Source organism: Halomonas sp. 25-S5 (assembly GCF_029889845.1).
Lineage (GTDB): Bacteria > Pseudomonadota > Gammaproteobacteria > Pseudomonadales > Halomonadaceae > Halomonas.
In genome coordinates this window covers 169,392-195,324 of record NZ_JARANV010000002.1, presented here as the reverse complement: position 1 = coordinate 195,324, position 25,933 = coordinate 169,392, and the positions used below count along the sequence as shown (strand labels likewise).

At 67.2% G+C, this 25,933-nt stretch carries 32 protein-coding genes; 14 read left to right on the top strand and 18 right to left on the bottom strand.

The window, feature by feature from the left end:
* Nucleotides 1-35: 35 nt before the first annotated feature.
* The 7 genes from sspA to zapE all read right to left on the bottom strand — a co-directional run bounded on the left by sspA (nt 36) and on the right by zapE (nt 5,934).
* Nucleotides 36-662: a stringent starvation protein SspA gene (sspA, locus tag OP498_RS02915; protein WP_280546696.1), complete on the bottom strand. Its 627-nt coding sequence runs from the start codon at nt 660-662 to the stop codon at nt 36-38.
* A gap of 147 nt (nt 663-809) precedes the next feature.
* A complete protein-coding gene (locus tag OP498_RS02910) occupies nt 810-1,580 on the bottom strand; it encodes a cytochrome c1 (RefSeq protein WP_280552412.1) in 771 nt (256 codons plus the stop codon).
* Complete coding sequence (locus OP498_RS02905) at nt 1,580-2,839, bottom strand: cytochrome bc complex cytochrome b subunit (protein WP_280552410.1); 1,260 nt, start codon at nt 2,837-2,839, stop codon at nt 1,580-1,582. Before OP498_RS02905 ends, OP498_RS02910 begins: the two co-directional genes overlap by 1 nt.
* Complete coding sequence (gene petA, locus OP498_RS02900; RefSeq protein ID WP_280546693.1) at nt 2,839-3,438, bottom strand: ubiquinol-cytochrome c reductase iron-sulfur subunit; 600 nt, start codon at nt 3,436-3,438, stop codon at nt 2,839-2,841. Before petA ends, OP498_RS02905 begins: the two co-directional genes overlap by 1 nt.
* A gap of 220 nt (nt 3,439-3,658) precedes the next feature.
* The gene (gene rpsI / locus OP498_RS02895) at nt 3,659-4,048 is read right to left on the bottom strand and encodes a 30S ribosomal protein S9 (RefSeq protein WP_280546692.1); all 390 of its coding nucleotides are present in this window, start codon (nt 4,046-4,048) and stop codon (nt 3,659-3,661) included.
* A gap of 13 nt (nt 4,049-4,061) precedes the next feature.
* Nucleotides 4,062-4,490: a 50S ribosomal protein L13 gene (gene rplM, locus OP498_RS02890; protein ID WP_280546691.1), complete on the bottom strand. Its 429-nt coding sequence runs from the start codon at nt 4,488-4,490 to the stop codon at nt 4,062-4,064.
* Between the two features lie 253 nt (nt 4,491-4,743).
* A complete protein-coding gene (gene zapE, locus OP498_RS02885; RefSeq protein ID WP_280552408.1) occupies nt 4,744-5,934 on the bottom strand; it encodes a cell division protein ZapE in 1,191 nt (396 codons plus the stop codon).
* Nucleotides 5,935-6,132: 198 nt separating this feature from the next.
* Here zapE and OP498_RS02880 point away from each other — a divergent pair, with 198 nt between their 5' ends.
* Nucleotides 6,133-6,576, top strand: a complete 444-nt coding sequence (locus OP498_RS02880; protein ID WP_280552406.1) for a DUF1043 family protein — start codon at nt 6,133-6,135, stop codon at nt 6,574-6,576.
* Nucleotides 6,577-6,635: 59 nt separating this feature from the next.
* On the opposite strand, the gene OP498_RS02875 is transcribed toward OP498_RS02880, so the two are convergent.
* Entirely contained in the window at nt 6,636-7,397 is a 762-nt protein-coding gene (locus OP498_RS02875; RefSeq protein ID WP_280552404.1) for a Nif3-like dinuclear metal center hexameric protein, read from the bottom strand.
* Between the two features lie 102 nt (nt 7,398-7,499).
* On the opposite strand from OP498_RS02875, the gene OP498_RS02870 reads away from it, so the two are divergent.
* On the top strand, nt 7,500-8,732 hold the full coding sequence (locus tag OP498_RS02870) for a Do family serine endopeptidase (RefSeq protein WP_280552402.1): 1,233 nt from the start codon (nt 7,500-7,502) through the stop codon (nt 8,730-8,732).
* Between the two features lie 89 nt (nt 8,733-8,821).
* On the opposite strand, the gene hisD is transcribed toward OP498_RS02870, so the two are convergent.
* The 9 genes from hisD to OP498_RS02825 form a co-directional block, all read right to left on the bottom strand.
* A complete protein-coding gene (hisD, locus tag OP498_RS02865) occupies nt 8,822-10,144 on the bottom strand; it encodes a histidinol dehydrogenase (RefSeq protein WP_280546685.1) in 1,323 nt (440 codons plus the stop codon).
* 79 nt (nt 10,145-10,223) lie between these two features.
* Nucleotides 10,224-10,886: an ATP phosphoribosyltransferase gene (hisG, locus tag OP498_RS02860; protein WP_280546683.1), complete on the bottom strand. Its 663-nt coding sequence runs from the start codon at nt 10,884-10,886 to the stop codon at nt 10,224-10,226.
* Between the two features lie 20 nt (nt 10,887-10,906).
* The gene (gene murA, locus OP498_RS02855) at nt 10,907-12,169 is read right to left on the bottom strand and encodes a UDP-N-acetylglucosamine 1-carboxyvinyltransferase (protein WP_280546682.1); all 1,263 of its coding nucleotides are present in this window, start codon (nt 12,167-12,169) and stop codon (nt 10,907-10,909) included.
* Between the two features lie 13 nt (nt 12,170-12,182).
* Nucleotides 12,183-12,437 (bottom strand): BolA family protein, encoded by a 255-nt coding sequence (locus OP498_RS02850; RefSeq protein ID WP_133635911.1) that lies wholly within the window; start codon nt 12,435-12,437, stop codon nt 12,183-12,185.
* Nucleotides 12,438-12,576: 139 nt separating this feature from the next.
* Nucleotides 12,577-12,903 (bottom strand): STAS domain-containing protein, encoded by a 327-nt coding sequence (locus OP498_RS02845; protein ID WP_280546679.1) that lies wholly within the window; start codon nt 12,901-12,903, stop codon nt 12,577-12,579.
* Complete coding sequence (locus tag OP498_RS02840; protein WP_280546677.1) at nt 12,900-13,553, bottom strand: ABC transporter substrate-binding protein; 654 nt, start codon at nt 13,551-13,553, stop codon at nt 12,900-12,902. Before OP498_RS02840 ends, OP498_RS02845 begins: the two co-directional genes overlap by 4 nt.
* A gap of 5 nt (nt 13,554-13,558) precedes the next feature.
* Nucleotides 13,559-14,023 (bottom strand): outer membrane lipid asymmetry maintenance protein MlaD, encoded by a 465-nt coding sequence (mlaD, locus tag OP498_RS02835; protein ID WP_280546676.1) that lies wholly within the window; start codon nt 14,021-14,023, stop codon nt 13,559-13,561.
* A gap of 16 nt (nt 14,024-14,039) precedes the next feature.
* On the bottom strand, nt 14,040-14,822 hold the full coding sequence (gene mlaE / locus OP498_RS02830) for a lipid asymmetry maintenance ABC transporter permease subunit MlaE (RefSeq protein WP_280546675.1): 783 nt from the start codon (nt 14,820-14,822) through the stop codon (nt 14,040-14,042).
* Nucleotides 14,819-15,631, bottom strand: coding sequence for an ATP-binding cassette domain-containing protein (locus OP498_RS02825; protein WP_280546674.1), 813 nt, complete (start codon nt 15,629-15,631; stop codon nt 14,819-14,821). The genes mlaE and OP498_RS02825 overlap by 4 nt, the downstream gene beginning before the upstream one ends.
* A 137-nt stretch (nt 15,632-15,768) precedes the next feature.
* Here OP498_RS02825 and OP498_RS02820 point away from each other — a divergent pair, with 137 nt between their 5' ends.
* The 11 genes from OP498_RS02820 to OP498_RS02770 all read left to right on the top strand — a co-directional run bounded on the left by OP498_RS02820 (nt 15,769) and on the right by OP498_RS02770 (nt 23,958).
* On the top strand, nt 15,769-16,719 hold the full coding sequence (locus tag OP498_RS02820; RefSeq protein WP_280552399.1) for a calcium/sodium antiporter: 951 nt from the start codon (nt 15,769-15,771) through the stop codon (nt 16,717-16,719).
* Between the two features lie 39 nt (nt 16,720-16,758).
* Nucleotides 16,759-17,754: a KpsF/GutQ family sugar-phosphate isomerase gene (locus OP498_RS02815; protein WP_280552396.1), complete on the top strand. Its 996-nt coding sequence runs from the start codon at nt 16,759-16,761 to the stop codon at nt 17,752-17,754.
* A 43-nt stretch (nt 17,755-17,797) separates the two neighbouring features.
* A complete protein-coding gene (locus OP498_RS02810; protein ID WP_280552394.1) occupies nt 17,798-18,355 on the top strand; it encodes an HAD hydrolase family protein in 558 nt (185 codons plus the stop codon).
* Between the two features lie 3 nt (nt 18,356-18,358).
* The gene (gene lptC, locus OP498_RS02805; protein ID WP_280546669.1) at nt 18,359-18,943 is read left to right on the top strand and encodes an LPS export ABC transporter periplasmic protein LptC; all 585 of its coding nucleotides are present in this window, start codon (nt 18,359-18,361) and stop codon (nt 18,941-18,943) included.
* Complete coding sequence (lptA, locus tag OP498_RS02800) at nt 18,940-19,470, top strand: lipopolysaccharide transport periplasmic protein LptA (protein ID WP_280546667.1); 531 nt, start codon at nt 18,940-18,942, stop codon at nt 19,468-19,470. Before lptC ends, lptA begins: the two co-directional genes overlap by 4 nt.
* Nucleotides 19,470-20,195, top strand: coding sequence for an LPS export ABC transporter ATP-binding protein (gene lptB, locus OP498_RS02795; RefSeq protein ID WP_280546665.1), 726 nt, complete (start codon nt 19,470-19,472; stop codon nt 20,193-20,195). The genes lptA and lptB overlap by 1 nt, the downstream gene beginning before the upstream one ends.
* 141 nt (nt 20,196-20,336) lie before the next feature.
* The gene (locus tag OP498_RS02790; RefSeq protein ID WP_280546664.1) at nt 20,337-21,761 is read left to right on the top strand and encodes an RNA polymerase factor sigma-54; all 1,425 of its coding nucleotides are present in this window, start codon (nt 20,337-20,339) and stop codon (nt 21,759-21,761) included.
* Between the two features lie 159 nt (nt 21,762-21,920).
* A complete protein-coding gene (gene raiA, locus OP498_RS02785; protein WP_280546662.1) occupies nt 21,921-22,229 on the top strand; it encodes a ribosome-associated translation inhibitor RaiA in 309 nt (102 codons plus the stop codon).
* Between the two features lie 7 nt (nt 22,230-22,236).
* The gene (locus tag OP498_RS02780; protein ID WP_280546660.1) at nt 22,237-22,710 is read left to right on the top strand and encodes a PTS sugar transporter subunit IIA; all 474 of its coding nucleotides are present in this window, start codon (nt 22,237-22,239) and stop codon (nt 22,708-22,710) included.
* Between the two features lie 54 nt (nt 22,711-22,764).
* On the top strand, nt 22,765-23,685 hold the full coding sequence (rapZ, locus tag OP498_RS02775) for an RNase adapter RapZ (protein ID WP_280546658.1): 921 nt from the start codon (nt 22,765-22,767) through the stop codon (nt 23,683-23,685).
* Nucleotides 23,686-23,688: 3 nt separating this feature from the next.
* On the top strand, nt 23,689-23,958 hold the full coding sequence (locus OP498_RS02770; protein WP_280546657.1) for an HPr family phosphocarrier protein: 270 nt from the start codon (nt 23,689-23,691) through the stop codon (nt 23,956-23,958).
* Between the two features lie 5 nt (nt 23,959-23,963).
* Here OP498_RS02770 and pmbA read toward each other — a convergent pair whose 3' ends face one another.
* The gene (gene pmbA, locus OP498_RS02765) at nt 23,964-25,304 is read right to left on the bottom strand and encodes a metalloprotease PmbA (protein ID WP_280546656.1); all 1,341 of its coding nucleotides are present in this window, start codon (nt 25,302-25,304) and stop codon (nt 23,964-23,966) included.
* Nucleotides 25,305-25,424: 120 nt separating this feature from the next.
* Here pmbA and yjgA point away from each other — a divergent pair, with 120 nt between their 5' ends.
* Nucleotides 25,425-25,931: a ribosome biogenesis factor YjgA gene (gene yjgA, locus OP498_RS02760; RefSeq protein ID WP_280546655.1), complete on the top strand. Its 507-nt coding sequence runs from the start codon at nt 25,425-25,427 to the stop codon at nt 25,929-25,931.
* Nucleotides 25,932-25,933: the final 2 nt, after the last annotated feature.

Below are 25,933 nucleotides of genomic sequence, written 5' to 3'. Positions count from 1 at the left end.
CTGGGCCGGGGACCCGGTCTACACCGGGTCGAAGTTCAGGGGCGCATCTCGCGTTCGCTTTCGCTGAGGGCTGCCTTGAAGCCATCGCGGCCGAACACACGCTCCATGTAGCTCATCAGCGGCTTGACCTGTTTCTCGGGCAGCTCGATACCCAGCACCGGCAGGCGCCAGAGGATCGGGGCCAGGCAACAGTCCACCAGGGTGAACTCCTCACTCATGAAATAGGGCATGTCCTCGAAGATCGGCGAGATACCGACCAGGCTCTCGCGCAGCTCCTTGCGGGCCTTCTCGGCGTCCTTCTTCGCGCCGCGCTGGATCTGCTCGACCAGCGGACACCATTCACGCTCGATGCGGTGCATCCACAGGCGGCTCTTGGCACGCGCCACGGGATAGACGGGTAGCAACGGCGGATGCGGGAAACGCTCGTCGAGGTACTCCATCATCACCTTGGACTCGTAGAGCACCAGGTCGCGATCGAGCAGCGTGGGCACGCTGTTGTAGGGGTTGAGGTCGGCGAGTTCCTCGGGGTGCTGCTCGTCGGTCACCTCGACGATATCGACGGCCACACCCTTCTCGGCGAGCACGATTCGCACACGATGACTGTAATGGTCACCCCCTCCAGAATAGAAGATCATCGACGACCGCTTGGCCACTACACCCATGTAACAATCCTCGCATCAGTTCGTGCCGAGATGATAACACGACCAGCCCCGCCTTGAGGGCCATCGTGCTGCCCGGTATCGGGCAGAGACCACGAGGGGCGCATGGCCCTCGACCATGCGCCCCCGTGGACGACCGTCACTGACGGATCAGTGAACGTCGCGCCAGTACTCGCGCTTGAGCAAGTAGGAGATAACCCCGAAGATGAAGATGAAGATCAGCACCTTCGGCCCCAGCGACTGCGCCTGCAGCTTGGACGGCTCGCCCACGTAGGCGAGGAAGTTGGTCAGGTCGTAGACCGCCTCCTCGAATTCCGCAGGCTCCAGTTCGCCGGGCTGGGTGATCTGCAGGGTTTCGCAGGACTGGTACTTGCCGGTCAGGGGATCGAGCTCGGCCCCCTCGACCGGCTTGTCCGTCGCGGCGCAGACCTTCTCCTGCACACCCTGCAGCGGCTCCAGCACGTTGGGCATGGCCACCAGCGGGAAGACCTTGTTGTTGACGCCAGTGCTGGTGCCGGGGTCCTTGTAAAAACTCTGCAGGTAGGAGTAGATCCAGTCGGTGCCGCGCAAGCGCGATTCGAGGGTCAGATCGGGCGGCGGGGCACCGAACCAGGCCTCGGCATCGCCACTGTTCATAGCGATATGCATCTGGTCATTGAAGGCCAGGTCCGAGGAGAAGATCAGGTTACCTTCGACCAGGTCCTGGGGAATATCCAGGTCCTCGGCGGCACGCGCGAAGCGCTGGTGCTTCAGGGAGTGGCAGCCCATGCAGTAGTTGACGAAGAGCTTCATGCCGTTCTGCAGGGAGGCCTTGTCCTCAAGGTCCGGGGTCATCTCCTCCAGATGGACGCCACCGCCTCCGGCAGCGAACCCGACCATCGGCACCAGCGCGAAGAGCAGTGCGAACAGTTGCTTTTTCATTAGCCAGTCACCCTTTCCGGAACGGGTTTGGTCTTCTCCAGCCGGGTGTAGAACGGCATCAGCAGGAAGAAGGCGAAGTAGATGACGGTACATAACTGGGACAGCTGCGTGCGCCCCTCGGTGACCGGCAGTACCCCGAGCACACCCAGGACCACGAAGCTGATCGCGAACAGCGCCAGCATGACCTTGGACATCCAGCCCTTGTAGCGTATGGAGCGCACCGGGCTGCGATCGAGCCAAGGCAGCACGAACAGGATGGCAATCGCCCCACCCATCGCGATGACACCGAGGAACTTGGCCTCGAGGCCGAACAGCGAGAAGGTGATCGCACGCAGGATCGCGTAGAAGGGCGTGAAGTACCATACCGGCGCGATGTGATTAGGGGTCTTCAGCGGGTTGGCCGGTTCGAAGTTGGGGCTCTCGAGTAAATAGCCGCCGCCCTCGGGGAAGTAGAAGATCACCACGCAGAAGACGAACAGGAACACCGCCACGCCGACGAGGTCCTTCACCGTGTAATACGGATGGAAGGGAATGCCGTCCAGCGGCTTGCCGGCCTCGTCCTTCTTCTTCTTGATATCGATGCCGTCGGGATTGTTGGACCCGACCTCGTGCAGGGCGATGATGTGCAGCACCACCAGCGCCAGAATGACGATCGGCAGCGCCACCACGTGCAGGGCGAAGAAGCGGTTGAGGGTGATACCCGATATCAGGAAGTCACCACGGATCCACTGGGTCAGGTCGGGCCCGATGGCCGGAATCGCCGAGAACAGCGAGATGATGACCTGGGCGCCCCAGTAGGACATCTGCCCCCAGGGCAGCAGGTAGCCCATGAAGGCCTCGGCCATCAGCGCCAGGTAGATGGCCATGCCAAAGATCCACACCAGCTCGCGGGGCGCCTTGTAGGAGCCGTAGAGCAGCCCGCGGAACATGTGCAGGTAGACCACCACGAAGAAGGCCGTCGCGCCGGTGGAGTGCATGTAGCGGATCAGCCAGCCGAACTCCACGTCACGCATGATGTACTCGACCGAGGCGAAGGCGCCCTCGGCGGTGGGATTGTAGCTCATGGTCAGCCAGACACCGGTGAGGATCTGGTTGACCAGCGCCAGTAGCGCCAGCGAACCGAAGAAATACCAGAAGTTGAAGTTCTTCGGCGCGTAATACTGTGCCATGTGGTCCTGCCACATCTGGGTGGCCGGGAAGCGGTCATCGACCCAGCGCATCAAGCCGCGCTCCGCCTTGACCTTGTTGGGGTTAGCCATCAGGCAGTCTCCTCATCTTCGCCGACAGTGATCAGCACATCGCTGTCGAAACGGTAAGGCGGCACTTCGAGGTTGGCTGGTGCCGGCACGTTGCGGAACACCCGACCGGCCAGATCGAAGCGCGAACCGTGACAGGGGCAGAAGAAGCCACCCGGCCAGTCATCCACGCCGACCCCTTCGGCATCCGGCTCGGGCTTGAACAGCGGTGAGCAGCCCAGGTGAGTGCAGATGCCGACGATCACGCCGATTTCCGGCTTGATGGAGCGCAGCAGACCCTCGATGTAGGCGGGCTGCTGGGGCACTTCGGACTGTGGGTCAACCAGCCGGTCGGCCTCGATAGACTTGGTACGCTCGATCATCTCCGGAGAGCGATTGAGGATCCATACCGGCTTGCCCCGCCACTCGACGGTCATGCGCTGCCCGGGTTCGAGCTTCGACACGTCGGCCTGGACGGGGGCACCCGCCGCTTTTGCCCTGGCACTCGGCTGCCAGGAAGCCACAAAGGGGACCGCAACCCCGACGGCACCCACCGCACCCACGACGGTGGTGGCACCTACGAGGAAACGGCGCCGACCCTTGTTTACGCCGTTATCTGCCATTTTCAGGTTTCTCCCATCAGCTTACCCGTTGTTCCATCACGAGCAGTGAATCCCCCGCGACCACGGATACCAAATGCAGTGTATGGTAAAAAATCGTGTCGCCCCGCACAAGGAAAGGTTCCCTTAGCAAGCGGGAAACCTGACGACAAATTCTTGATCCAGAACAAAAAACGCCCAGGTCGCTGGACCTGGGCGTTTTCGTGCGGCGATACGAGGCGTATCAGCGCTTGGAGAACTGCGGGCGACGACGCGCCTTGCGCAGGCCGATCTTCTTGCGCTCGACCTGACGGGCGTCACGGGTGACATAGCCCGCTTCGCGCAGCTGGCCGCGGAAGTCCTCATTGTAGTCCAACAGGGCACGGGTGATGCCGTGACGGATGGCACCCGCCTGGGACGAACCACCACCACCCTTGACGGTGACGTAGACGTCGAACTGACCGAGGGTCTCGGTCAGCTCGAGCGGCTGGCGAACCACCATGCGACCAGTGACGCGGCCGAAATACTGGTCCAGCTCATGGCTGTTGACGGTGATCTTGCCGGTGCCCGGCTTCATGAAAACGCGGGCGGTAGAGGTCTTGCGGCGCCCGGTACCGTAATACTGCTGTGTCATGGCGAAGATTCCCTCAGATGTTCAGTGCTTGCGGCTGCTGGGCAGCGTGCGGATGCTCGGTGCCGGCGTAGACCTTCAGCTTGGTATACATGGCACGACCCAGGGGACCCTTCGGCAACATGCCCTTGACGGCCGACTCGATGACACGCTCCGGTGCGTGGGCGATCATCTTCTCGAAATTCATGGAGCGCAGGCCACCCGGGTAGCCGGTATGGCGGTAGTAGGTCTTGGCGCGGGCCTTGTTGCCGGTGACCTGGACCTTCTCGGCATTGATCACGACGATGTAGTCGCCGCCATCAACATGCGGGGTGTATTCCGGCTTGTGCTTCCCGCGCAGGCGACGAGCGATCTCGGTGGCCAGACGGCCGAGCGTCTTGTCCGTAGCATCGACGACGAACCAGTCGCGCTGGACGGACTGCGGTTTGGCAGTGAACGTCTTCATGGATGAATCACCATTTGATGTATTGGGTTCTGCCGCCGGGCGTCCGGCATGGAACCGTCCCTATTTTTCTTGGTTGCCTGCTCCCTAAGGGCGAGGCAACAGTCGATCGAGCGCGCATTCTACACGAGCCGTCATCGTCAAGGCAATGCCGCACGCAAGCTCGAAGCCAGCATGCTACCGATGGCATTTGGCTCAAGGTTTTTCTTCCAGCTTCAAGCTTACGGCTTAAGACCCCCGGAGAAGCCGGGCCGGGTCAAGGCTTGTGCGGCAGTGCCAGGTAGTCGTGGGACTGCATCTCCTGGAGCCGCGAGAGGGTGCGCTGGAACTCGAACTCCAGGCGACCGTCGCGGTAGAGCTGCTCGGCTTGCACCTCGGCGGACATCAGCAGCTTGACGCCCCGGTCGTAGAACTCGTCGACCATGTTGATAAAGCGCCTGGCTTGGTCGTCCTGGGAGGCCCCCATGCGCGTGACGTTGGAGACCAGCACGCTGTGGAACTCGCGGGCCAGCTCGATGTAGTCGTTCTGACTACGGGGGCCATCGCAGAGCTCGCTGAACTCGAACCACACCACGTCGTCATGCAGCCGGCGGGCATGCAGCACACGACGATTGATCTCGATCGGCGCCCCCGCCTCGCCCTCGTGGCCGGCGATCTCGCGGAAACTGCGGGCCAGTTCGGCCTCGGCCTCGTCGTCCAGCGGGGCATGGAAGATCTCGGCGCGCTCCAGGGCGCGCAGGCGGTAGTCGATCCCCGAATCCACGTTGACCACCTCGCAGTGACGCTCGAGCAGGTCGATGGCCGGCAGGAAGCGGGCGCGCTGCAGGCCATCCTTGTAGAGCTCCCCGGGGACGATGTTCGAGGTCGCCACCAGCACCACGCCGTGCGCGAAGAGCGACTCGAGCAGGTTGGCCAGGATCATGGCATCGGTGATGTCCTTGACGAAGAACTCGTCGAAGCAGATGACCCGGGCCTCGGCCGCGAACTTGGCGGCGATCAGCGTCAGCGGGTTGCGCTCGCCCTTGTAGTGCTCGAGCTCGTTGTGCACCCGCTGCATGAAGCGGTGGAAGTGGGTGCGCATCTTTTCGGGAAAGGGCAGCGTCTCGAAGAAGGCATCCATGAGGTAGGTCTTGCCACGCCCCACCCCACCCCAGCAGTAGAGCCCATGGATCGCGGGCAGCGCCGGCGCGGATGGCTCCTCGCGATCGCGCCGGCCGAACAGGCCTGCCATACGTGACTTGAGCCCGCCACCGCGCTTCGGCGGCACCACCCGGGAGGGCGGGGTGGCCACCAGCTCGTCATAGAGACGTTGCAGGTGCTTCACCGCCTGCGCCTGGGCGGCGTCAGGCTGGAAACCGTGGCGCTCGAGGTCCGCTTGGTAACGGGTCATCGGCGTCTCGGGGCGCCGCGCATTGCGGGAAGCCGTGGGGGGGTGCGTCTCGCTCATGGGGATTCCTGAGGGCCGGTACTCGGGACGTTCGCGGGGCATTATACGCTTCCCGACCTCACTTGGCATCGCCGGCCACCGCGTTGACCCGGCGTACCGCGTCGCCCCTATAATGGGCGCCCGGATCGAGTCCGGCCAGATGACGATACCCGCGCCTCGCGCGGCATGTCGTCCAACGCTCCAGGGAGAACGCACAACGTGGACGAGACCAACATCAACTGGGTGCTGGCCATCGCCTGCCTGCTGGCCGGCATCGGCATCGGCGCACTGGGCTACCACCTGCTCAATGCCAGCGCCGGCAACACCCAGCGCCTGCGCCAGCGTCTCGCCGAGCGCGAGCGCGAACTGGCGGAATTCAAGGACGGCATGGGCGACAGCATCGAACGTATCGCTCGGCTCGCCGAGAGCCTGCACCGCGAGAGCCAGGGCCTCGAGCAGGAAGCCGAAGAGGCCAGAGACCGCCTTGGCGCCCGCTCGCTGCGCCGCCAGGCCATGGACGCCGTCTCCCCCGACACCGCCACGACCACGACGGAGCCCGCCGTGCCCCGGGATTACGCCGACGGCAACCGCGGCACCCTCTCCGAGGACTTCGGCCTCAAGAGCGGCGACGAGGCCGCCGCCCCCCAGCCGCCGCGCTACTGAGCCTGCCCTCTCGCCGGATGCTCATCCTCGACTCGACTGCTCTGGGGTGCGCGTTCTGCTCAGGCGGGGTTATCGATGTCGACGAAGCGATGCTCGAGACCGAACTCGGCCGCGAGCCACTCGCCCAGGGCCTGAACCCCGTAACGCTCGGTCGCATGGTGGCCCGCCGCCAGGTAGTGGATGCCCATCTCGCGGGCCAGATGGGTGGTGCGTTCGGAGATCTCGCCGGAGATGAAGGCATCGGCCCCGGCCTCCCGGGCGACGGCGATCATGTCCTGGGCCCCGCCGGTGCACCAGGCGACACGGCGAATCTCGCCGTCCCCCGGCGCCTCGATCAGCAGCGGCTCGCGGTCCAGGCACGCCCCGACGTCGCGGGCCAGGCCGGCGGCGTCGAGACCCGGCCGCGGCTCACCCAGCCACACCAGCCCCTGGCCAAGCTCGCCGTCGGCGCAGCCCGTCACGGTGAAGCCTAGCCGGCGGCCAAGTTCAGCGTTGTTGCCGAGCTCGGGGTGGGCATCCAGTGGCAGGTGATAGGCCAAGAGGTTGATGTCGTCGGCCAGCAGCGTCGCCAGGCGCCGACGCTTGATGCCGGTAATGGTGACCGGCTCGTTCTTCCAGAAGTAGCCGTGATGCACCAGCACGAGGTCGGCCTGCCAGGCCGCAGCTTCATCGAGCAGGGCCTGGCAGGCGGTCACCCCGGTCATGACCCGCGTGACTCGCTCGGTGCCGGCCACCTGCAGGCCGTTCACGGTGTAGTCCTTGAAGCGTTCGGGCTCCAGCAGTCGGTCGCAGGCGGCGACCAGGTCGTCTCGATTCGTCATGCAGCCTCCGGGCGCTGTCGGGTTGGCAATGTTACAATCCGCCCAGTGTAACAGCGGGAGGATAGCCCGCGATCCAGCACCGTCGACAAGGACCCCCGCTGCATGCGACGCACCCTGCTCCCCTACCTCTGGCCCGTCCTCATCGGTGTGCTGGCGGCCATCGTGTTGCTCAATGCCTTCCCGCAGCTGATCGGCCGACCGGCCCCGCCGCCGACAGCCCCCGCCACGCCGGGGCTGGTACAGTCCGAAGACGAGACCCAGCCCCGCGAGACCCAGTCCCGCGAGGCCCCGGAGGTGCGCCAGGCCGAGCCCCTCACTCGCCAGCAGGGGCGTACCAGCTATGCGCAGGCGGTGGAGCGTGCCGCGCCGGCGGTCGTCAACATCTACTCCACCCGGGTGGTCGAGCGGGAGGAGCACCCCCTCATGTCGGACCCCTTCTTCCGCCAGTTCTTCGGTGACGAGCTGCCCAGCCGCCAGCGCATGCTCTCCAGCCTCGGTTCCGGGGTCATCGTCAGTGACGATGGCTACGTGCTGACCAACCACCACGTGATCCGCGGCGCCGACCAGATCCAGGTCGCCCTGCGCGACGGTCGCGAGACCCTGGCCGAAGTGATCGGCACCGACCCCGAGAGCGACCTCGCCGTGCTGCGCATCGACCTGGAGTCGCTGCCGGTAATGGAGCTGACCGACACCACCGAGGTCGCCGTGGGCGACGTCTCGCTGGCCATCGGCAACCCCTTCGGCGTCGGCCAGACGGTGACCATGGGCATCATCAGCGCCACCGGGCGCAGCCACCTGGGGCTCAATGCCTACGAGGACTTCATCCAGACCGATGCCGCCATCAACCCCGGCAACTCGGGGGGCGCGCTGGTCAACGCCGAGGGCGCCCTGGTCGGCATCAATACCGCCATCTTCTCGCGCTCCGGCGGTTCCCAGGGCATCGGCTTCGCGATCCCCGCCAACCTGGCCCGCAACATCCTCGAGGAGCTGGTCACCCGCGGGCGCGTCATCCGCGGCTGGATGGGCATCGAGGCCCAGGAGCTCAACCAGGAGCTGGCCGCCTCCTTCGGCCTGCAGACGCCGGCCGGGGTGATCATCGCCGGCGTGGTGCCGGACGGCCCCGCCGACCGCGCGGGCCTGCAGCCCGGCGACGTGCTGCTGGAGGTCGACGGCCAGCCGGTGCTCGATCCCCGGCGCACCATGAGTGACCTCGCCGCGATGGCGCCCGGCACCCGCCTGCCACTCACGGTGGTGCGTGGCGGCGAGCGCCGCGAGGTGACCATCGAGCTCGGCGAGCGCCCGACCCCGGAGCCGCGCCGCCCCGACGGGGAGTGACGCCCCCCAACGACGCGAGGGCCCCGCCAGTCGGCGGGGCCCTCTGCTGTCATGGGGGCAATCATGCGCCTCCCCCGCTCACCGGGGCGTCACGCCTTGAGGCGATACTCGGCCGAACGGGCATGGGCGGTGAGCGACTCGCCCCTGGCCAGCGTGGAGGCGACCTTGCCGAGTTCCCCGGCACCCTGTGCCGAGCAGTGGATGATCGAGGAGCGCTTCTGGAAGTCGTAGACCCCCAGCGGCGAGGAGAAGCGCGCCGTCCCCGAGGTGGGCAGCACGTGGTTAGGGCCGGCGCAGTAGTCGCCCAGCGCCTCGGCGGTATAGCGCCCCATGAATATGGCCCCGGCATGGCGCACCTCCGGCAGCCAGCCCTCGGGATTGGCCACAGAGAGCTCCAGGTGCTCCGGGGCGATGCGGTTGATCAGCGCCAGCGCCTCGTCACGCCCCTGGCAGTGGATCAACGCACCGCGGCGGGCCAGCGACTCGCGCACGATGGGGGCGCGCTCCAGGGTCGGCAGCAGCCGCTCGATCGACGCCTCCACCGCCTGCAGGTGCTCGAGGTCCCAGCTCACCAGCACCGCCTGAGCATCCTCGTCGTGCTCGGCCTGGGAGAAGAGATCCATGGCCAGCCAGTCCGGGTCGGTACCGCCGTCCGAGACCACCAGGATCTCCGAGGGGCCGGCGATCATGTCGATGCCCACCTGGCCGAACACCGCCCGCTTGGCGGTCGCCACGTAGATGTTGCCCGGGCCGACGACCTTGTCCACCCGCGGCACCGTCTCGGTGCCGAAGGCCAGGGCCGCCACCGCCTGGGCGCCGCCGATGGTGAAGACATGGTCGACGCCGGCGAGATAAGCGGCGGCCAGCACCAGCTCGTTGAGGATGCCATCGGGGGTCGGCACCACCATGACGATCTCGCGCACCCCGGCCACATGAGCAGGAATGGCGTTCATCAGCACCGAGGAGGGGTAGGCCGCCTTGCCGCCCGGCACGTAGATGCCCGCGCGATCCAGGGGCGTGACCTGCTGGCCCAGCACGGTGCCGTCGGCCTCGGTGTAGTGCCAGGAGGCCGGCTTCTGGCGCTCGTGGTAGGCGCGGATGCGCTCGGCGGCGCTCGTCAGGGCCTCGCGCTGGTCGGCCGGCAGGCCTTCGAAGGCCTGGCGTAGCCGGCCCTCGCTCAGGGTCAGCTCGGCCATGGAAGAGACGGCGAGTCGGTCAAAGCGATTCGAGTACTCGACCAGGGCCGCATCGCCCCGGGCCTTGACAGCGGCGAGGATCTCGTCGACGCGCTGCTGGACCGCGGCATCGGAGACCCCCTCCCAGGCCAGCAGGTCGGCCAGGCGGCGATCGAAGTCGGCCTGCGAGGTCGACAGCCGGGCGATCTCGACGCCATCGGTGGGGGATTGGCTCATGGCAGTGGCTTCCTCTCGAAACGGGGCTCGTTGTCTGTGAGACTGCCGCGGCGTCGGGCCGCGGGCAAGACAGGCGTGGCTATGGAGCCGACACGGCAAGGCTATCGCGACGCGCCGCCACCGCCTCGCGCAGGCGGGCGATGAGCGGTTTCAGGCGTTCGTGCTTCATGGTCATCGCCGCCTTGTTAACCACCAGCCGCGTGCTGACCGGGGCGATCAGCTCGCGCGGCTCCATGCCGTTGGCCCTAAGGGTATTGCCGGTATCGACGATGTCGACGATCTCGTCGGCCAGGTTCATCAGCGGAGCCAGTTCCATGGCACCGTAGAGCTTGATCACCTCGGCCTGGATCCCCTGCTCGGCATACCAGCGGCGCGCCACGTTGACGAACTTGGTGGCCACCCGCCGGCGGGCCCGCGCCGGCTCGGCCCCGGTGACGCCGGCGGTCATCAGCCGGCAGCGGGCGATCTCCAGGTCGAGGGGCTCGTAGAGGCCCTCGACGCCGTGCTCGAGCAGCACGTCCTTGCCGGCCACGCCAAGATCCGCTGCCCCGAGCTGCACATAGGTCGGCACGTCCGTGGCCCGGATCACCACCAGCTTGACATCCGGCAGGTTGGTATCAAACAGCAGCTTGCGGCTCTTGCCCAGGTCCTCGACCGGGGCGATGCCGGCATCGGCCAGCAGCGGCAGGGTCTCGTCGAGAATGCGGCCCTTGGAGAGGGCCAGAATCAGTTGCTTGCTCATGGTCTCGCCTGTAGGTCGGCTCAGCCGGGGATGCGCCTGATGCGCGCGCCCAGCAGCTGCAGTTTTTCCTCGATGCATTCGTAGCCGCGGTCGATATGGTAGATCCGGTCGACCAGGGTCTCGCCCTCGGCCATCATCGCCGCGATCACCAGCGAGGCGGAAGCGCGCAGATCGGTGGCCATCACCGGTGCTCCGGAGAGGGTCTCGACCCCGGTGATCACCGCGGTGTTGCCTTCCAGGGCGATGTCGGCCCCCATGCGGTTGAGCTCCTGCACGTGCATGAAACGGTTCTCGAAGATGGTCTCCACCACCCGGGCGGTGCCCTCGGCCACCGCGTTCATCGCCACGAATTGAGCCTGCATGTCGGTAGGAAAGGCCGGATAGGGCGCGGTGCGCACGTTGACCGCCTTCGGCCGCCGGCCCTGCATGTCGAGCGCGATCCAGCCCTCGCCGGTGGTGATGGTGGCTCCCGCCTCCTCGAGCTTGGCCAGCACCGCATCGAGGATGTCGGCGCGGGTGTTGCGCACCCGCACCCGCCCCCGGGAGAGCGCGGCCGCCACCAGGAAGGTGCCGGTCTCGATGCGGTCGGGCATGACGTCATGGTAGGCGCCGTGCAGCCGCTCGACGCCCTCGATGACGATGGTGTCGGTGCCGTGGCCGCGAATCTTCGCGCCCATCTTGTTCAGGCACTCGGCCAGGTCGACCACCTCGGGCTCCCGGGCGGCGTTCTCCAGCACCGTGGTGCCGTCCGCCAGGGTCGCCGCCATCAGCAGGTTCTCGGTGCCGGTCACGGTGACGGTATCGAAGAAGATGGTAGCGCCGTGCAGTCGGCCATCGACCCGTGCCCGGATGTAGCCGGCCTCGACGCTGATCTCGGCCCCCATGGCCTCGAGGCCGCGGATGTGCAGGTCCACCGGGCGCGAGCCGATGGCACAGCCGCCGGGCAGCGAGACGTCCGCATGGCCGAAGTGGGCCAACAGCGGACCGAGCACCAGGATCGAGGCGCGCATCTTCTTGACCAGCTCGTAGGGCGCGTGACAGTCGGCGACCTGGGCGCCGTCAAGCTGAATGCACATCCTGTCGCCCATTACCGCCTCGACGCCCATGTGGCCGAGCAGCTCCAAGGTGGTGGTGATGTCCTGCAGGTGCGGCAGATTGCCGATGGTCACCGGCTCGTCGGCCAGCAGGGTCGCGCAGAGGATCGGCAGGGCGGCATTCTTGGCACCGCTGGCCCAGACCTCGCCGTCGACGGGGCCATTGCCGGTAATGATCAGCTTGTCCATGGAAGGTCGACCGTCAGGCCCCCTGGTTGTCGGTGGCGGCCTGCCACTGCTGCGGGGTATAGGTCTTGATGCTCACCGCATGCAGGGCGCCGGAGGCGATCTCCTCGGAGAGCGCGCCATAGATCATCTGCTGGCGCTTGACCGGCGAGAGCCCCTCGAAGACCTCGCCCACGGCCACCACCTGGAAGTTGCAGCCTTCGCCCTGGATATGGAACTCGCAGCCGTCGAGTCGGCTCTCGAGCAGCGCCTTCACTTCGCTCGGTTGCATGGCACCGGCACTCCTGTGGTTCGTCGATTCGTCGGGGGCACGCTGCCAACGGCCACGCCGTGGCCCCGGCAGCGGAAATCTCATGGCAGCACATGGTAAAGAAAAGCACCGCGCTTGGCGATGGGAAGGGAGGTGCGGCTCAGGCGGCGACCGGCAGCAAAGTATCCAGCCCGGCGACCCGGGTCAGGCGCTCGAGGGGAACCGAGAGGCGCACGGTGGACACCTCGACGCCGGCATCACGGGCCTGACGGGTCCACTCCAGCAGCACGCTGAGCGCCGCGCTGCTGACCCGGCCAACACCGCTCAGGTCGAAGGCCACCTCGCTGCCGGCCGACCGCTCGGCCAGCCAGGCGCTGCCGGCCTCAGCCATCGCCGAGGCCCCCTCGAAGCCCACCTCGCCGGTGACCGTCAGCACGGCATCACCGGCCTCGAGGCGGGCCCCGTTATGCTCGAGCAGCACGCTCATGCGCTGCCGCCCTCTTCCAGTTCCTCGACAGCAAGCTCGGGCGCCCAGTCATCGATGACCGCGTCATAGTCGCGATTTTGGTCGCGCATCGCCTGGTCGAACTGGTTGCGGAAGGTGAGCCCCAGGTTGATGCCGTTGACGATCACGTTGACTACCTTCCACTGGCCGTCGTCCAGGCGCAGCGAATAGCTGACCGGATAGACGCTGCCGTCGTTGGCCACCACCTCCATGGCCACGCTGGCCTGGTCCTCGTAGCGCGAGGTCTGCTGGTTGTCGAGCACCCGAATCTCGCGATAGTCGAAGGTGACCAGACCCTTGGCGTAGGTGTCGATCAACGTCTTGCGGAAAGTCTCGACGAAGCGCGACCGCTGCTGCGGCGTGGCGTTGCTGAAGTAGCGCCCCATCACGCTGGCGCCGATATAGCGAAAATCGGCCACGTCCTCGAGGCTGTCGTCGACGATCGCCTCGAGCTCGTCGAGGTGGTCGGCGAAATAGGCCTCGCGCCCCTCAATCCGCGTCATCAGCTCGTCGATACTGTCGCGGATCATCTGCTCAGGGCGCTGATCGTGCTGCGCGGCCAGCAACGGCAATGCCAGCACCAGCAGGCCGAGCCCGGCGAACAGCGCGCGTAGGTTCATCATCTTCTTCATCTCGTTCACTCCTTGGCCATGCTGGACACGAACTGCTGGATCAGCTCCTCGAGCACCAGGGCAGACTGGGTATCGCGCAGGGTATCGCCATCGGCGAGGGTCTCGGGCGCGCCGCCCACCGAGAGCCCGATATACTGTTCCCCCAGCAGGCCCGCGGTAAGGATGGCAGCAGTGCTGTCCTCCGGGAGCTGGCCTTCCAGCTGGCCATCGAGCTCCATCACCACTCGCGCATCGTACCAGTCGGTATCCAGCTCAATGGCCTCGACCCGCCCCACCGTGACACCGGCCATCGTCACCCGCGCCCGCGGCTTGAGGCCGCCGATATTGGCGAAGTTGGCTTCCAGCCGGAAGGTCTCGCTGGGCAGGGCGAGGCTCAGGCCGCTGACCCTCAACCCCAAAAACACCAGGCCCAGGATGCCGGCCAGCATGAACAGGCCGACCCCGAGCTCCATCGTCTTGCTGCGCTTCATCCGTTTGCTCCGAACATCAGGAAAGCTCTCCGAACATCAGGGCGGTGAGCACGAAATCCAGGCCCAGTACCGCCAGAGAGGAATAGACCACCGTGCGGGTGGTGGCTCGCGAGATACCTTCCGAGGTGGGGATCAGGTCATAGCCCTGGAACACCGCGATCCAGGTCACCACCAGGGCGAACACCAGGCTCTTGATCAGGCCGTTGCCGACATCATCGACAAACCCGACGCTGGCCTGCATGTTACCCCAGTAGGAGCCCTCGAAGACGCCGAGCCACTCGACCCCGACCAGCTGGCCGCCCCAGACGCCCACCGCGCTGAAACCGATGGTCAACAAAGGCAGGGCCACAAAGCCGGCCCAGAGTCGTGGCGCGACCACGCGCCGCAGCGGGTCGACGCCGATCATCTCCATGCTGGTCAGCTGCTCGGTGGCCTTCATCAGGCCGATCTCGGCGGTCAGGGCCGAGCCGGCACGGCCGGCAAACAGCAGCGCCGCCACCACCGGTCCCAGCTCGCGCAGCAGGGAGAGGGCTACCATCTGCCCCAGCGCCTGTTCGGCCCCGAAGTCGACCAGGATGGTGTAACCCTGCAGGGCCAGCACCATGCCGATGAACAGCCCCGAGACCAGCACGATGGCCAGCGACATCACGCCGACAAAGTGCATCTGCCGCACCCAGAGGTGGAGGCCCTCGCGGGACGGCACCCCCACCGCCGACTGGCCGAGGAATATCCCGGCGCGACCCAGCGACTCCAGCAGAGCGCAGCCTTGCCGGCCCAGATGTTGAATGCGGTCGATCATCGCGGTCCCCCGCTGCCCAGGATATCGGCATGGAAATCCATCGCCGGGTAATGGAAGGGCACCGGCCCGTCGGGCTCGCCGTGCATGAACTGGCTGACCCGGGGATCGAGGTCCGCATCGAGGCTCGCCGGCGTGCCATGGGCCATCACCTGGCCATCGGCGATCACGTAGACGTAGTCGGCGATGCTCAGGGTCTCCTTGATGTCGTGGGATACGATCACCGCCGTCAGTCCCAGGGCCTCGTTGAGGCGCTTGATCAGCTGCACCAGCACGCCTAGGGAGATGGGGTCCTGGCCGGCGAAGGGCTCATCGTAGAGGATCAGCTCCGGGTCCAGGGCGATGGCGCGTGCCAGCGCTACCCGGCGGGCCATGCCGCCGGAAAGCTCCGAGGGCATCAGCCCCCGGGCCCCGCGCAGCCCGACGGCCTGCAGCTTCATCAGCACCACGTCACGGATCATTGCCTCGGGCAGGTCGGTATGCACCCGCAGCGGGAAGGCCACGTTCTCGTAGACATCAATATCGGAAAACAGCGCCCCGCTCTGGAACAGCATCCCCATGCGTCGGCGCAGCACGAACAGCGCCTTGCGCGACAGCGCATGGACGTCCTGGCCATCGATGCGAACATGCCCCGCATCGGGGGTCAGCTGACCGCCGATCATCTTGAGCAAGGTAGTCTTGCCGGTACCACTGGGGCCCATGATGGCCGTGATCCGGCCGCGCGGGATGACCAGATCGATGCCGCGGAAGATGTCCATCTCGCCGCGCGAGAAGTGCAGGCTCTCCACTTCCACGAAGGGCGAGTCCGTCATCGTTTTACCATCCTCGAAAATATTATCGAACATCGTATCCTAACCATGCCCCGCGGCGCCAGCGTCCCGCGCGTCTTGCACCGCCCGGGCCCGACATGTTCAATGTGCGCCCGCCACTCACCGTCCCGGATCTCGCCATGCTTCTCCCCCTGCTGATCGTCATGCTCGGCTTCGTCGGCCTGCTATGGAGTGCCGACCGCTTCGTCGGTGCCGCCGCCGCCACCGCCTGGCGGGCTGGCATGAGCACCCTGTTGGTGGGGATGACCGTCGTCTCGCTGGGCACCTCAGCACCGGAGATCGTGGTCTCGGTGATGGCCTCTCTCGATGGCGCGCCTGACCTGGCCATCGGCAATGCGCTGGGCTCCAACATCGCCAACATTGCCCTGGTGCTGGGCGTGACGGCGCTGGTGGTGCCGATCCCGGTGCGCTTCTCCATCGTGCGCCGCGAGCTGCCGCTGCTGCTTGGCGCCACGGGCCTGGCCGGCTACGCCCTGGCCAACGGCCACCTCGAGCGCTTCGACGGCGTGCTGCTGCTGGTGCTGCTGGTGTTCAGCCTGTGGTGGCTGTTCCGCGCCGACACCCCCGATGACGAGAGTGCCGGCGAGATCCCCGGCATGCCAATGGGCCAGGCCCTGGGCTGGCTGGTGGCCACGCTGGTGATCATGGTGGCCAGCTCGCGCGCCCTGGTGTGGGGCGCCAGCGAGCTGGCCCGAGGACTCGGCGTCAGCGAGCTTACGATCGGGCTGACCGTGGTGGCCATCGGCACCAGCCTGCCGGAACTGGCGGCCTGCCTGGCCAGCGCCCTCAAGCGCCACCACGACCTGGCCATCGGCAACGTCATCGGCTCCAACCTCTTCAACATGCTGACCGTGCTTCCGGTGCCGGCGCTGCTGGCCCCGGGCGCCACGGACCCCGCCGCGGCCGGTCGCGACTACCCGGTAATGCTGCTGCTGACCCTGGCCCTGGGGGCGCTGCTGCTGTGGAACCGCCGCGGCCACCTGGGGCGCCTGCCCGGGGGCCTGCTGGTGATGAGCTATGCCGGCTATCTGGCCTGGCTCGGCATTGCCGGCCCCTCCGCCGTCGGCTGACCCTTGAGTGAAACCCCACAACGGGCAACAATCACCGCCATGACCCATGACGCTCCCCCGGCGGCCGGCACATCCCTCCTGCGCGAGAGTGCCCGCCGCACCCTGGAACTGGAACAGCAGGCCATCGCCGCCCTGGCCGGACGCCTCGACGATGCCTTCGACCACGCCTGCGCGCTGATCCTGGCCTGCCGCGGACGCGTGGTGGTCACCGGCATGGGCAAGTCGGGCCATATTGCCGGCAAGATCGCCGCCACCCTGGCCAGCACCGGCACACCGGCCTTCTTCGTGCATCCCGGCGAGGCCAGCCACGGCGACCTAGGCATGATCACCCCCGGCGATGTGGTGCTGGCCCTCTCCCATTCCGGCGAGACCGCCGAGGTCACCGCCCTGCTGCCCCTGCTCAAGCGCATGGGCACGCCGCTGATCAGCATGACCGGCCGACCGGGCTCGACCCTCGGCCGCCATGCCGACGCCCACCTGGATGCCGGCGTCGAGCGCGAGGCCTGTCCGCTGGACCTGGCCCCCACCTCGTCCACCACCGCCGCCCTGGCGCTCGGCGACGCCCTGGCCGTGGCGCTGCTCGAGTCACGCGGCTTCACCGCCGAGGACTTCGCCCTCTCCCACCCCGGCGGCAGCCTGGGCAAGCGCCTGCTGCTGCGGGTCGCCGATCTGATGCACGAAGGCGTTCGACTGCCCAGGGTCGACCTGGGCAGCCCGCTGCGTGATGCCCTGCTGGAGATCACCCGCCAGGGGCTGGGCTTCACCTGCGTGGTCGACGCCGACGGACACCTGGCCGGGGTCTACACCGACGGCGACCTACGCCGTACCCTCGACCAGCACAGTGACCTCTCGGGCCTCACCGTCGACGATGTCATGACCCGGCCCGGCAAGCGCATCGCCCCGGACACCCTGGCCGCCGAGGCGGTACGCATCATGGAGGACAACCGCATCTCGGCGCTGGCCGTGGTCGATGCCGACGGCCGCCCGGTCGGCGCCCTGCACATGCATGATCTGCTCGCCAGCGGCGTCATCTGACGCCCTTTACGCCCACCCCAAGCCCCAGACTGCTGGAGACACCATGAGCCTCGATTCCCCTCCGCTCGACAGCCAACTCATCGACCGCCTGCGCCGCGTCCGCCTGCTCGCCCTGGACGTGGACGGCGTACTCACCGATGGACGCCTCTACTTCCAGGCCGATGGCGTCGAGATCAAGGCCTTCCACACTCACGATGGCCATGGCATCAAGCTGGCGCAGCGTGCCGGCATCGTGGTGGCGCTGATCACCGGCCGCGATTCGCCGATGGTCAGCCAGCGTGCCGCCGCGCTGGGCGTCAAGCATGTCTTCCAGGGGGCCGAGAAGAAGCTCAGCGTGCTGCGCGAGCTGTGCCGCGGCCTGGGGCTGGAGCTCGAGCAGGTCGCCTACTGCGGCGACGACATGCCTGATGTGGCCGCCATCCGACGCGCCGGAGTCGGCATCAGCGTGCCTGGCGCGCCGGCCTATATCCGCCAGCATGCCGACTGGGTTACCGAAGCCGTGGGTGGCCATGGCGCAGTGCGCGAGATCTGCGACACCCTGCTCCAGGCCCAGGGGCACTGGGACGCCGTACTCGACACCTACCTGCACGGCACGACCTGAGCCATGCGCTTGCCGCGCCCTGGCTTTCGCACCGGCCTGTTGCTGCTGCTGCTCGCCCTGGGCGGCGGACTGGCGCTGCTCGACCTGCGCGACACCCCGCTCCCCGGCCCCGTGCCGGGGGGCGAGGCCGGCGAGCCGGACTACTACCTGGAAGACGCCAGGCTGACCCGCTTCGATGCCCAAGGACGCCCCCACCAGCGGCTCGACTCGCCGCGCCTGACCCACACCCCGCATGACGACGTCACCCGTCTGGAGCAGCCGCAGGGACGGCTGCTGGACGACTCGGGACGGGTCTGGCTGGCCAGCGGAGAGCGCGGCACCCTGGGGACGGGCGGCAACCCACTGACCCTCTCCGGCAATGCACGACTCCTGGCCCCCGCCGAGCGCTGGCAGCTCGACACCGAGGTGCTCCACTTCGACGCCGACAGCGGCCATGCCTGGAGCGACACCCCGGCCCAGCTGCGCCAGCCGCCCCAGCGGATGCGTGGCGAGCACTTCGACGCCTGGATCCATGACAACCGCGCCCGGCTGACCGACAATGTACGCGGCCACCATCCGCCCGACACCCGCGAGGAGCCCGAGTCATGACGCCCCCCCCCTTAGCCCCCTTGCTGACCCTTGCTATGGTCGGCTTGCTGATGGGCAGTGCACCAACCCTGGCCCTGGAGGGCGATGCCAGCGCCCCGGTCGAGGTGACGGCCGACCGTCTCGACCTCGATGATCGTGCCGGTACCGCCGTCTACACCGGCGACGTGGACATCCGCCAGGGCAGCATGCAGCTGACCGGCGCCCGGGTGGAGATCCAGCGCAACGACCAGGGCCAACTGGCTCGCGCCACCGCCACCGGCGAGCGCGCCTACATCGAGCAGAAGCCCGCCCCGGACGAGCCTCTGGTCCGCGGCTGGGGGCGCACCATCGTCTACCATGTCGCCGAGCGCCGCATCGAGCTGATCGACCGGGCCGAGCTGCATCAGAGCGGCGATACCTTCGACGGCGGCTACCTGGAATACTTCCTCGACCGTCGCGTGGTCCAGGCGCGCGCCGAGGCCGAGGGCGTTAATGAACGCCAGCGCGTACGCATGACCCTGGAACCCGAGCAGCAGGACGGCCAGTGATGAAGACCCTGAGCGCCCTCCATCTGGCCAAGAGCTACAAGCGACGCCGGGTGGTGCAGGACATCAGCCTTTCCATCGAGCAGGGCCGGATCGTCGGGCTGCTCGGCCCCAACGGGGCCGGCAAGACCACCTCGTTCTACATGATCGTCGGACTGGTGCGGGCCGACGCCGGGGAAGTCCGTATCGACGACCTCGACCTCTCCACGGCGGCCATGCACGAGCGGGCACGGGCCGGCATCGGCTACCTGCCCCAGGAGGCCTCGATCTTTCGCAAGCTGTCGGTCGCCGACAACATCATGGCGATCCTCGAGACCCGCAAGGAGCTCGACCGCGCCGCTCGCAGGGACCATCTCGAGCAGCTGCTCGAGGACTTCCACGTGACGCATATCCGCGACAACCTCGGCATGAGCCTTTCCGGGGGCGAACGCCGCCGGGTCGAGATCGCCCGTGCGCTGGCGACGGAGCCCGCCTTCATCCTGCTCGACGAACCCTTCGCCGGGGTCGATCCCATCTCGGTGGGCGAGATCAAGGGCATCATCCGCCAGCTCAAGGCCCGCGGCATCGGGGTGCTGATCACTGACCACAACGTCCGCGATACCCTGGACATCTGCGATACCGCCTACATCGTCGGTGACGGGCGCATCATCGCCAATGGAGATCCTGAAACGATCCTCGCCGACCAGCGGGTCCGCGAGGTCTACCTGGGCGAGGACTTCCGTCTCTGACCACAGTCACCTGATATATCTGTCGTTATTCCGCGACGGCATGAAGATTGCGCATGGCACGATTGTTGCATTTTTGCGCTTGCAAGCCCCCCGACCAGCGGCTAGGGTTGGGGTTTTCGGCAAGTCGAGGGCACTCGTCTCATGGCCATGAAGGCGTCCCTGCAACTGCGTGTCGGTACCCAGCTGACCATGACCCCCCAGCTGCAGCAGGCCATCGCGCTGCTGCAGCTCTCGACCCTGGACCTGCGCCAGGAGATCCAGCAGGCGCTGGAATCCAACCCGATGCTCGAGGTCGAGGATGACTTCGGCGAGCAGGCGGTGAGCGAGGCGACCGACGAGGAGTGGGCCAGCGAGATCCCCGACGAACTCAGCACCGACAGCGACTGGTCCGACACCTACCAGGACCTCGGCACCGCGCCCACCGGCGGCAGTGGCGAGGGCCCGGACTTCGAGCGCCAGGCATCGGGCCAGAGCCTCCAGGGCCACCTGGCCTGGCAGCTGGCCATGACCGACCTGGACGCACGCCAGCTGCACATCGCCGAAAGCCTGATCGACGGCGTCAACGGCGACGGCTACCTGACCCAGCCCCTGGAGGATATCCGTGACGGCCTCAGGGCCCAGGGCCTCGACGGCCTCAAGACCCGCGAAGTCGAGCAGGTGCTGCTGCGCCTGCAGCAGTTCGAGCCCACGGGGGTCTTCGCCCGCGACCTGCGCGAGTGCCTGATGCTGCAGCTGGCTGCCCTGCCCGACACCACCCCGCTGCTGCCGCAGGCCCGCCGCCTGATCCGCCAGTTCCTAGAGGCGCTCGCCGGCGACGATCGCCGCCTGCTCAAGCGCCGGCTCGGCCTCGACGACGACGCCCTGAACACGGTGATCAAGCGGGTGCGCTCCCTGGACCCGCGCCCCGGCAGCGCCTTCTCCGATAGCGATGGCGCCTATGTCATCCCCGACCTCATCGCCCGCCACACCCGCGATGGCTGGCAGGTGGAACTCAACCCGGAGGCCATGCCGCGGCTGCGCATCCAGCCCGACTATGCCGCGTTGATCCGACGGGCCGACAAGAGCGAGGACAACCAGTTCCTCAAGGACCACCTGCAGGAGGCGCGCTGGCTGATGAAGAGCCTCTCCAGCCGCAACGACACCCTGCTGCGCGTGGGCCGCGAGATCATGGTGCGCCAGCTCGACTTCCTGGAGCGCGGCGAGGAGTCGATGAAGCCGCTGATCCTGGCCGACATCGCCCAGGTCGTGGAGATGCACGAATCGACTATCTCGCGGGTCACCACCCAGAAGTTCATCCACACCCCGCGCGGAATGTTCGAGCTCAAGTACTTCTTTTCCAGCCAGGTGGGGGGCAGCGGCAGCGAGGGCGATGCCCACTCCAGCACCGCCATCCGCGCGCGCCTGCGCAAGCTGATCCAGGACGAGCCGCCTCGCAAACCCCTCTCCGACAGCAAGCTGGTCACTCTGCTCGACGAAGCCGGCATCAGCGTCGCGCGGCGCACGATCGCGAAGTACCGCGAAGCGATGGGCATCCCCTCCTCCAGCGAACGCAAGCGGCTGCGTTGAGGCGCTCCCGCAGGCCCCGGACTTCCTCCTCTCGCGTGGCCGCAAGCGGTTGAAATGACGCCGGTCATGCGCCTTTCGAATCCCCTCGGTCGAGGGGCTATGCAGAACAGCAAAAAGGGTTACAATCGACCCATAACCCGAAAGAGCAAGGAGCGTGTCATGCAAGTCAACATCACCGGCCATCATGTGGAACTGACCGACGCCCTGCGTGACTATGTGCAAGAAAAGCTCACCCGCGTGGAGCGCCACTACGACAATATCACCAACGTGCAGGTCACCCTCTCCGTGGAGAAGGAGCGCCAGCAGGCGGCCTGTACCCTGCATGCTGCCGGTGCCGAACTGCATGCCGAAGCCATGGACAACGACATGTACGCGGCCATCGATGCGCTGGCCGACAAGATCGATCGCCAACTGGTCAAGCACAAGGAAAAGGCCCAGGCCCGCGCCCAGGGCGCCGGTGCCCGCTGATTCCGTCATGACACTGGACGCCATCCTGCCCCCGGAGCGCACCCTCTTCGATGTGCCTGGAGGGAGCAAGAAACGCGTGCTGGAGTTCTTCAGCACCTTCATCGCCCAGAACACGCCCAGTCTCGACAGCCAGGAGGTCTTCAGCCGGCTGATCGGGCGCGAGCGGCTGGGGAGTACCGGTATCGGCCACGGGGTCGCCATTCCCCATGCCCGTAACCCCCACTGCAAGGCCCCCATCGCCGGCTTCCTCAAGCTGGCCGAACCGGTGGACTTCGACGCCATCGACGGTGAGCCGGTCGACCTGGTGTTCGTGCTGCTGGTGCCCGAGGAAGCCGACGAGGCCCACCTGGCCCTGCTCGGCCAAGTCGCCAGCGTGATGAACGATGCCGACACCCGGGCCGGGCTGCGTCACAGCACCAGCCAGCGCGAACTCCATGAACGCCTCACAGAGGCGATCCGACGACAGGCCTCGGCCGGCTGAGCCCTCCCGCCTAGGGGGCCTCTGCCCGGCCATACCCACGACCAGGAGACCCGCATGCAGCTTGTGATCATCAGTGGCCGGTCAGGCTCCGGCAAGTCGATCGCGCTGCAGGCGTTGGAAGACCTGGGCTACTACGCCATCGACAACCTGCCGGCCATGCTGCTCGGTCCGCTCGTCGATGAACTGCAGGATGACCGCTCGCTGCGCTCCTCGATCGCCGTCAGCATCGATGCCCGCAATCTGCCCGCGGCCCTGGAGCGCTTTCCCGAGCTGCTCGAGGAGCTGCGGGGCCGCCGGGTCGACTGCCAAGTGGTCTATCTGACCACCGACGTGCGTGTGCTCCTCGAACGCTACTCCCAGACCCGCCGCCGACACCCCCTGACCCGCGGCAGCGACATGACCCTTGCCGAGGCGATCGATACCGAGGAGCACTCCCTCTCCGAGATCCGCGACCTCGCCGACCTGGTGATCGACACCACGCGCCTCTCGGTGCACGATCTCCGGGGGCGCATCACCGACCAGGTCGCCGGCCACCGCGCCGAGCGGATGACCCTGACCGTGGAGTCCTTCGGCTTCAAGCGCGGCGTGCCGCTCGATGCGGACATCGTCTTCGATGCCCGCTGCCTGCCCAACCCCTACTGGGATCCGGCGCTGCGTGATGCCACCGGGCGCGACCCTAGCATCATCGCCTTCCTCGACGGCTACCCGATCGTCGGCGAGATGCTCGACGACATCCTCGCCTGGGTGGAGCGCTGGCTGCCGCACTACCAGGCCAGCCAGCGCAGCTACCTCACCGTGGCCATCGGCTGCACCGGCGGCCAGCACCGCTCGGTCTACCTGGCCGAACGCCTCGCCGATCAGCTGGCGAGCCGGCATGCCGGAGTGCGGCTGCGCCATCGTGAACTAAGGGTGCAAATCACCCTCCCCGCCGACCAGGACGTGGCCGGGGATAAACAAGAGCAGGAAGGAACCTGACGCGTGCCGAGTCGCAAGCTGACCCTGACCAACCGGCGCGGCTTGCATGCCCGCGCCGCCACCAAGCTGGTGCAATGCTGCCAGCCCTTCGCCGCCCGGGTCACCGTATGCCGCGGTAGCCAACAGGCCGATGCCGACAACATCATGTCGCTGCTGATACTCGCCGCCCCCTACGGCACCGAGCTCGAGGTCTGCACCGAAGGGCAGGACGCCGAGGCGGCCCTCGAGGCGATCACCCGACTCTTCGAGGCCCGCTTCGAGGAGGACGGCTGACGGCGTCAGCCACCCGCCACCATCATCTCGTCGACCAGCCAGCTGCCGGTATGGATGCTGCCGCGAGTATCGATATCGTCGCCGACGCCGACCAGGCCCTGGAACATCGTCTCCAGGTTGCCGGCGATGGTGAACTCCTCCACCGGATGCTGGATCTCGCCGTCCTCGACCCAGAAACCGGCGGCGCCACGGGAGTAGTCGCCGGTCACGCCATTGACCCCCTGCCCCATCAGCTCGGTGACCAACACGCCGCGGCCCATGCGGGCGAGCAGCGCCTCGCGGCTCTCCAGCGGTGCGGTGATGCGCAGGTTGCGCGCCCCCCCGGCATTGCCGGTCGTCTCCAGGCCCAGCCGCCGGGCACTGTAGGCCGAGAGCATGTAGCTGGCCAGGCGGCCGTCGCGCACGAAGACATTGTCGCGGGTCTGCACGCCGTCGCCGTCGAACGGCGAGCTCGCCATGGCGCCGACTTCCATGGGCCGCTCACCGAGGCTGAACCACTCGGGAAAGAGCGGAGTATCGAGCCGATCGCACAGGAAGGAGGCCTGGCGATAGAGGGCGCCTCCGGCGATCGCCCCCATCAGGTGGCCGATCAGGCCACTGGCGAGGGTCGGGTCGAAGAGCACCGGCATCCGCCCGGTGACCGGCCGACGGGCACCCAGGCGTCGCAGCGTGCGGTGAGCAGCACTCTCGCCCACCGCGTCGGCGGCGGCCAGATCGCGTGGGTCCCGGGCGCTGGTGTAGTCATAGTCGCGCTGCATGCCGTTCTCGTCCTCGGCAATCAGCATGCAGGAGAGCGAATGGCGGCTGCCGCGCTGGCTGCCCAGAAAGCCGTGACTGTTGGCATAGACGCGCACTCCCTCGCCGCTGGAGAGGCTGGCCCCGTCGGAGCTCTTGATGCCCGCCATGCCGCGGCCGGCCGACTCGCAGCGCAGGGCCAGATCGGTGGCCGCATCGATGGACAGCGGCCACGGATGGTGGACATCGAGGTCCGGCAGCTCGCTGGCCATCCGTCGCGCCTCGGCCAGGCCCGAGGCCGGATCCTCGCCGGTGTGACGGGCGATGGCCAGGGCCTTCTCGACCACGGCACGCACCGAGGCCTCGCCGGCGTCGCTGGAGGAGGCACTGCCCTTGCGCTGCCCCACATAGACGGTCACGGCGATCCCCTGGTCCCGCGACAGCTCGACCGTCTCCACCTCGCCCTCGCGGACACTGACGCCGACGCCCTGGTCGACGCTGGCCCCCACCTCGCAGGCATCGGCCCCCAGCCGACGGGCCAGGTCCAGGGCCGTCCGGGCGCGACTCTCCAGCAGGGTCTGCTGCGCGGCGGCATCGAAAGCCTGTGTCATGAACGTCTCTCCTCACTTGGTCGGCCATCGGGCCGGCCCTGTCGATGGTGCATTGTCCAGCCCCGTGCCGCGGGCTGATATACTAGTGCGCAATTCGATCCCGACTGAAGTGGAACCGGCATGACCCAGGATGACCTCTCCCCGGCCGACGAGCGGCCCAGCAAGTCCCAGATCAAGCGCGAGATGCAGGCCCTGCAGCAGCTCGGCGAGCAGATCATCGCCATGAGCGATGCCCAGCGCGCCCGTTTCCCGCTCTCCGACGACCTGCTGCATGCCATCGAGGAGACGGCACGCATCAAGGCCCGCGAGGCTCGCCGCCGCCACATGCAGTACGTCGGCAAGCTGATGCGCGGCGAAGATCTCGACGGCATCCAGGCGGTGTTCGACGCGATCGAGAACGAGACGCTGCGCCGCGATCATGCCTTTCATCGCCTCGAGAAGTGGCGCGACCGGCTGATCGACGAGGGCGACGACGCCGTGGAGACCTTCGTCGACGAGTTCCCCGAGGTCGATCGTCAGGCCCTGCGCCAGCTGATCCGCAATGCTCGCCGCGAGCGGGAGCAGGACAAGCCCCCGACCAACGCTCGCCGACTCTTCCGGCTGATTCGCGATACCGCCGGCCTCTGAAG

Coding starts and splice junctions, on each gene's coding strand:
- sspA (WP_280546696.1), bottom strand. CDS start 662: ATGGGTGTAGTGGCCAAGCGGTCGTCGATGATCTTCTATTCTGGAGGG.
- OP498_RS02910 (WP_280552412.1), bottom strand. CDS start 1,580: ATGAAAAAGCAACTGTTCGCACTGCTCTTCGCGCTGGTGCCGATGGTC.
- OP498_RS02905 (WP_280552410.1), bottom strand. CDS start 2,839: ATGGCTAACCCCAACAAGGTCAAGGCGGAGCGCGGCTTGATGCGCTGG.
- petA (WP_280546693.1), bottom strand. CDS start 3,438: ATGGCAGATAACGGCGTAAACAAGGGTCGGCGCCGTTTCCTCGTAGGT.
- rpsI (WP_280546692.1), bottom strand. CDS start 4,048: ATGACACAGCAGTATTACGGTACCGGGCGCCGCAAGACCTCTACCGCC.
- rplM (WP_280546691.1), bottom strand. CDS start 4,490: ATGAAGACGTTCACTGCCAAACCGCAGTCCGTCCAGCGCGACTGGTTC.
- zapE (WP_280552408.1), bottom strand. CDS start 5,934: ATGAGCGAGACGCACCCCCCCACGGCTTCCCGCAATGCGCGGCGCCCC.
- OP498_RS02875 (WP_280552404.1), bottom strand. CDS start 7,397: ATGACGAATCGAGACGACCTGGTCGCCGCCTGCGACCGACTGCTGGAG.
- OP498_RS02870 (WP_280552402.1), top strand. CDS start 7,500: ATGCGACGCACCCTGCTCCCCTACCTCTGGCCCGTCCTCATCGGTGTG.
- hisD (WP_280546685.1), bottom strand. CDS start 10,144: ATGAGCCAATCCCCCACCGATGGCGTCGAGATCGCCCGGCTGTCGACC.
- hisG (WP_280546683.1), bottom strand. CDS start 10,886: ATGAGCAAGCAACTGATTCTGGCCCTCTCCAAGGGCCGCATTCTCGAC.
- murA (WP_280546682.1), bottom strand. CDS start 12,169: ATGGACAAGCTGATCATTACCGGCAATGGCCCCGTCGACGGCGAGGTC.
- OP498_RS02850 (WP_133635911.1), bottom strand. CDS start 12,437: ATGCAACCGAGCGAAGTGAAGGCGCTGCTCGAGAGCCGACTCGACGGC.
- OP498_RS02845 (WP_280546679.1), bottom strand. CDS start 12,903: ATGAGCGTGCTGCTCGAGCATAACGGGGCCCGCCTCGAGGCCGGTGAT.
- OP498_RS02840 (WP_280546677.1), bottom strand. CDS start 13,553: ATGAAGAAGATGATGAACCTACGCGCGCTGTTCGCCGGGCTCGGCCTG.
- mlaD (WP_280546676.1), bottom strand. CDS start 14,023: ATGAAGCGCAGCAAGACGATGGAGCTCGGGGTCGGCCTGTTCATGCTG.
- mlaE (WP_280546675.1), bottom strand. CDS start 14,822: ATGATCGACCGCATTCAACATCTGGGCCGGCAAGGCTGCGCTCTGCTG.
- OP498_RS02825 (WP_280546674.1), bottom strand. CDS start 15,631: ATGACGGACTCGCCCTTCGTGGAAGTGGAGAGCCTGCACTTCTCGCGC.
- OP498_RS02820 (WP_280552399.1), top strand. CDS start 15,769: ATGCTTCTCCCCCTGCTGATCGTCATGCTCGGCTTCGTCGGCCTGCTA.
- OP498_RS02815 (WP_280552396.1), top strand. CDS start 16,759: ATGACCCATGACGCTCCCCCGGCGGCCGGCACATCCCTCCTGCGCGAG.
- OP498_RS02810 (WP_280552394.1), top strand. CDS start 17,798: ATGAGCCTCGATTCCCCTCCGCTCGACAGCCAACTCATCGACCGCCTG.
- lptC (WP_280546669.1), top strand. CDS start 18,359: ATGCGCTTGCCGCGCCCTGGCTTTCGCACCGGCCTGTTGCTGCTGCTG.
- lptA (WP_280546667.1), top strand. CDS start 18,940: ATGACGCCCCCCCCCTTAGCCCCCTTGCTGACCCTTGCTATGGTCGGC.
- lptB (WP_280546665.1), top strand. CDS start 19,470: ATGAAGACCCTGAGCGCCCTCCATCTGGCCAAGAGCTACAAGCGACGC.
- OP498_RS02790 (WP_280546664.1), top strand. CDS start 20,337: ATGGCCATGAAGGCGTCCCTGCAACTGCGTGTCGGTACCCAGCTGACC.
- raiA (WP_280546662.1), top strand. CDS start 21,921: ATGCAAGTCAACATCACCGGCCATCATGTGGAACTGACCGACGCCCTG.
- OP498_RS02780 (WP_280546660.1), top strand. CDS start 22,237: ATGACACTGGACGCCATCCTGCCCCCGGAGCGCACCCTCTTCGATGTG.
- rapZ (WP_280546658.1), top strand. CDS start 22,765: ATGCAGCTTGTGATCATCAGTGGCCGGTCAGGCTCCGGCAAGTCGATC.
- pmbA (WP_280546656.1), bottom strand. CDS start 25,304: ATGACACAGGCTTTCGATGCCGCCGCGCAGCAGACCCTGCTGGAGAGT.
- yjgA (WP_280546655.1), top strand. CDS start 25,425: ATGACCCAGGATGACCTCTCCCCGGCCGACGAGCGGCCCAGCAAGTCC.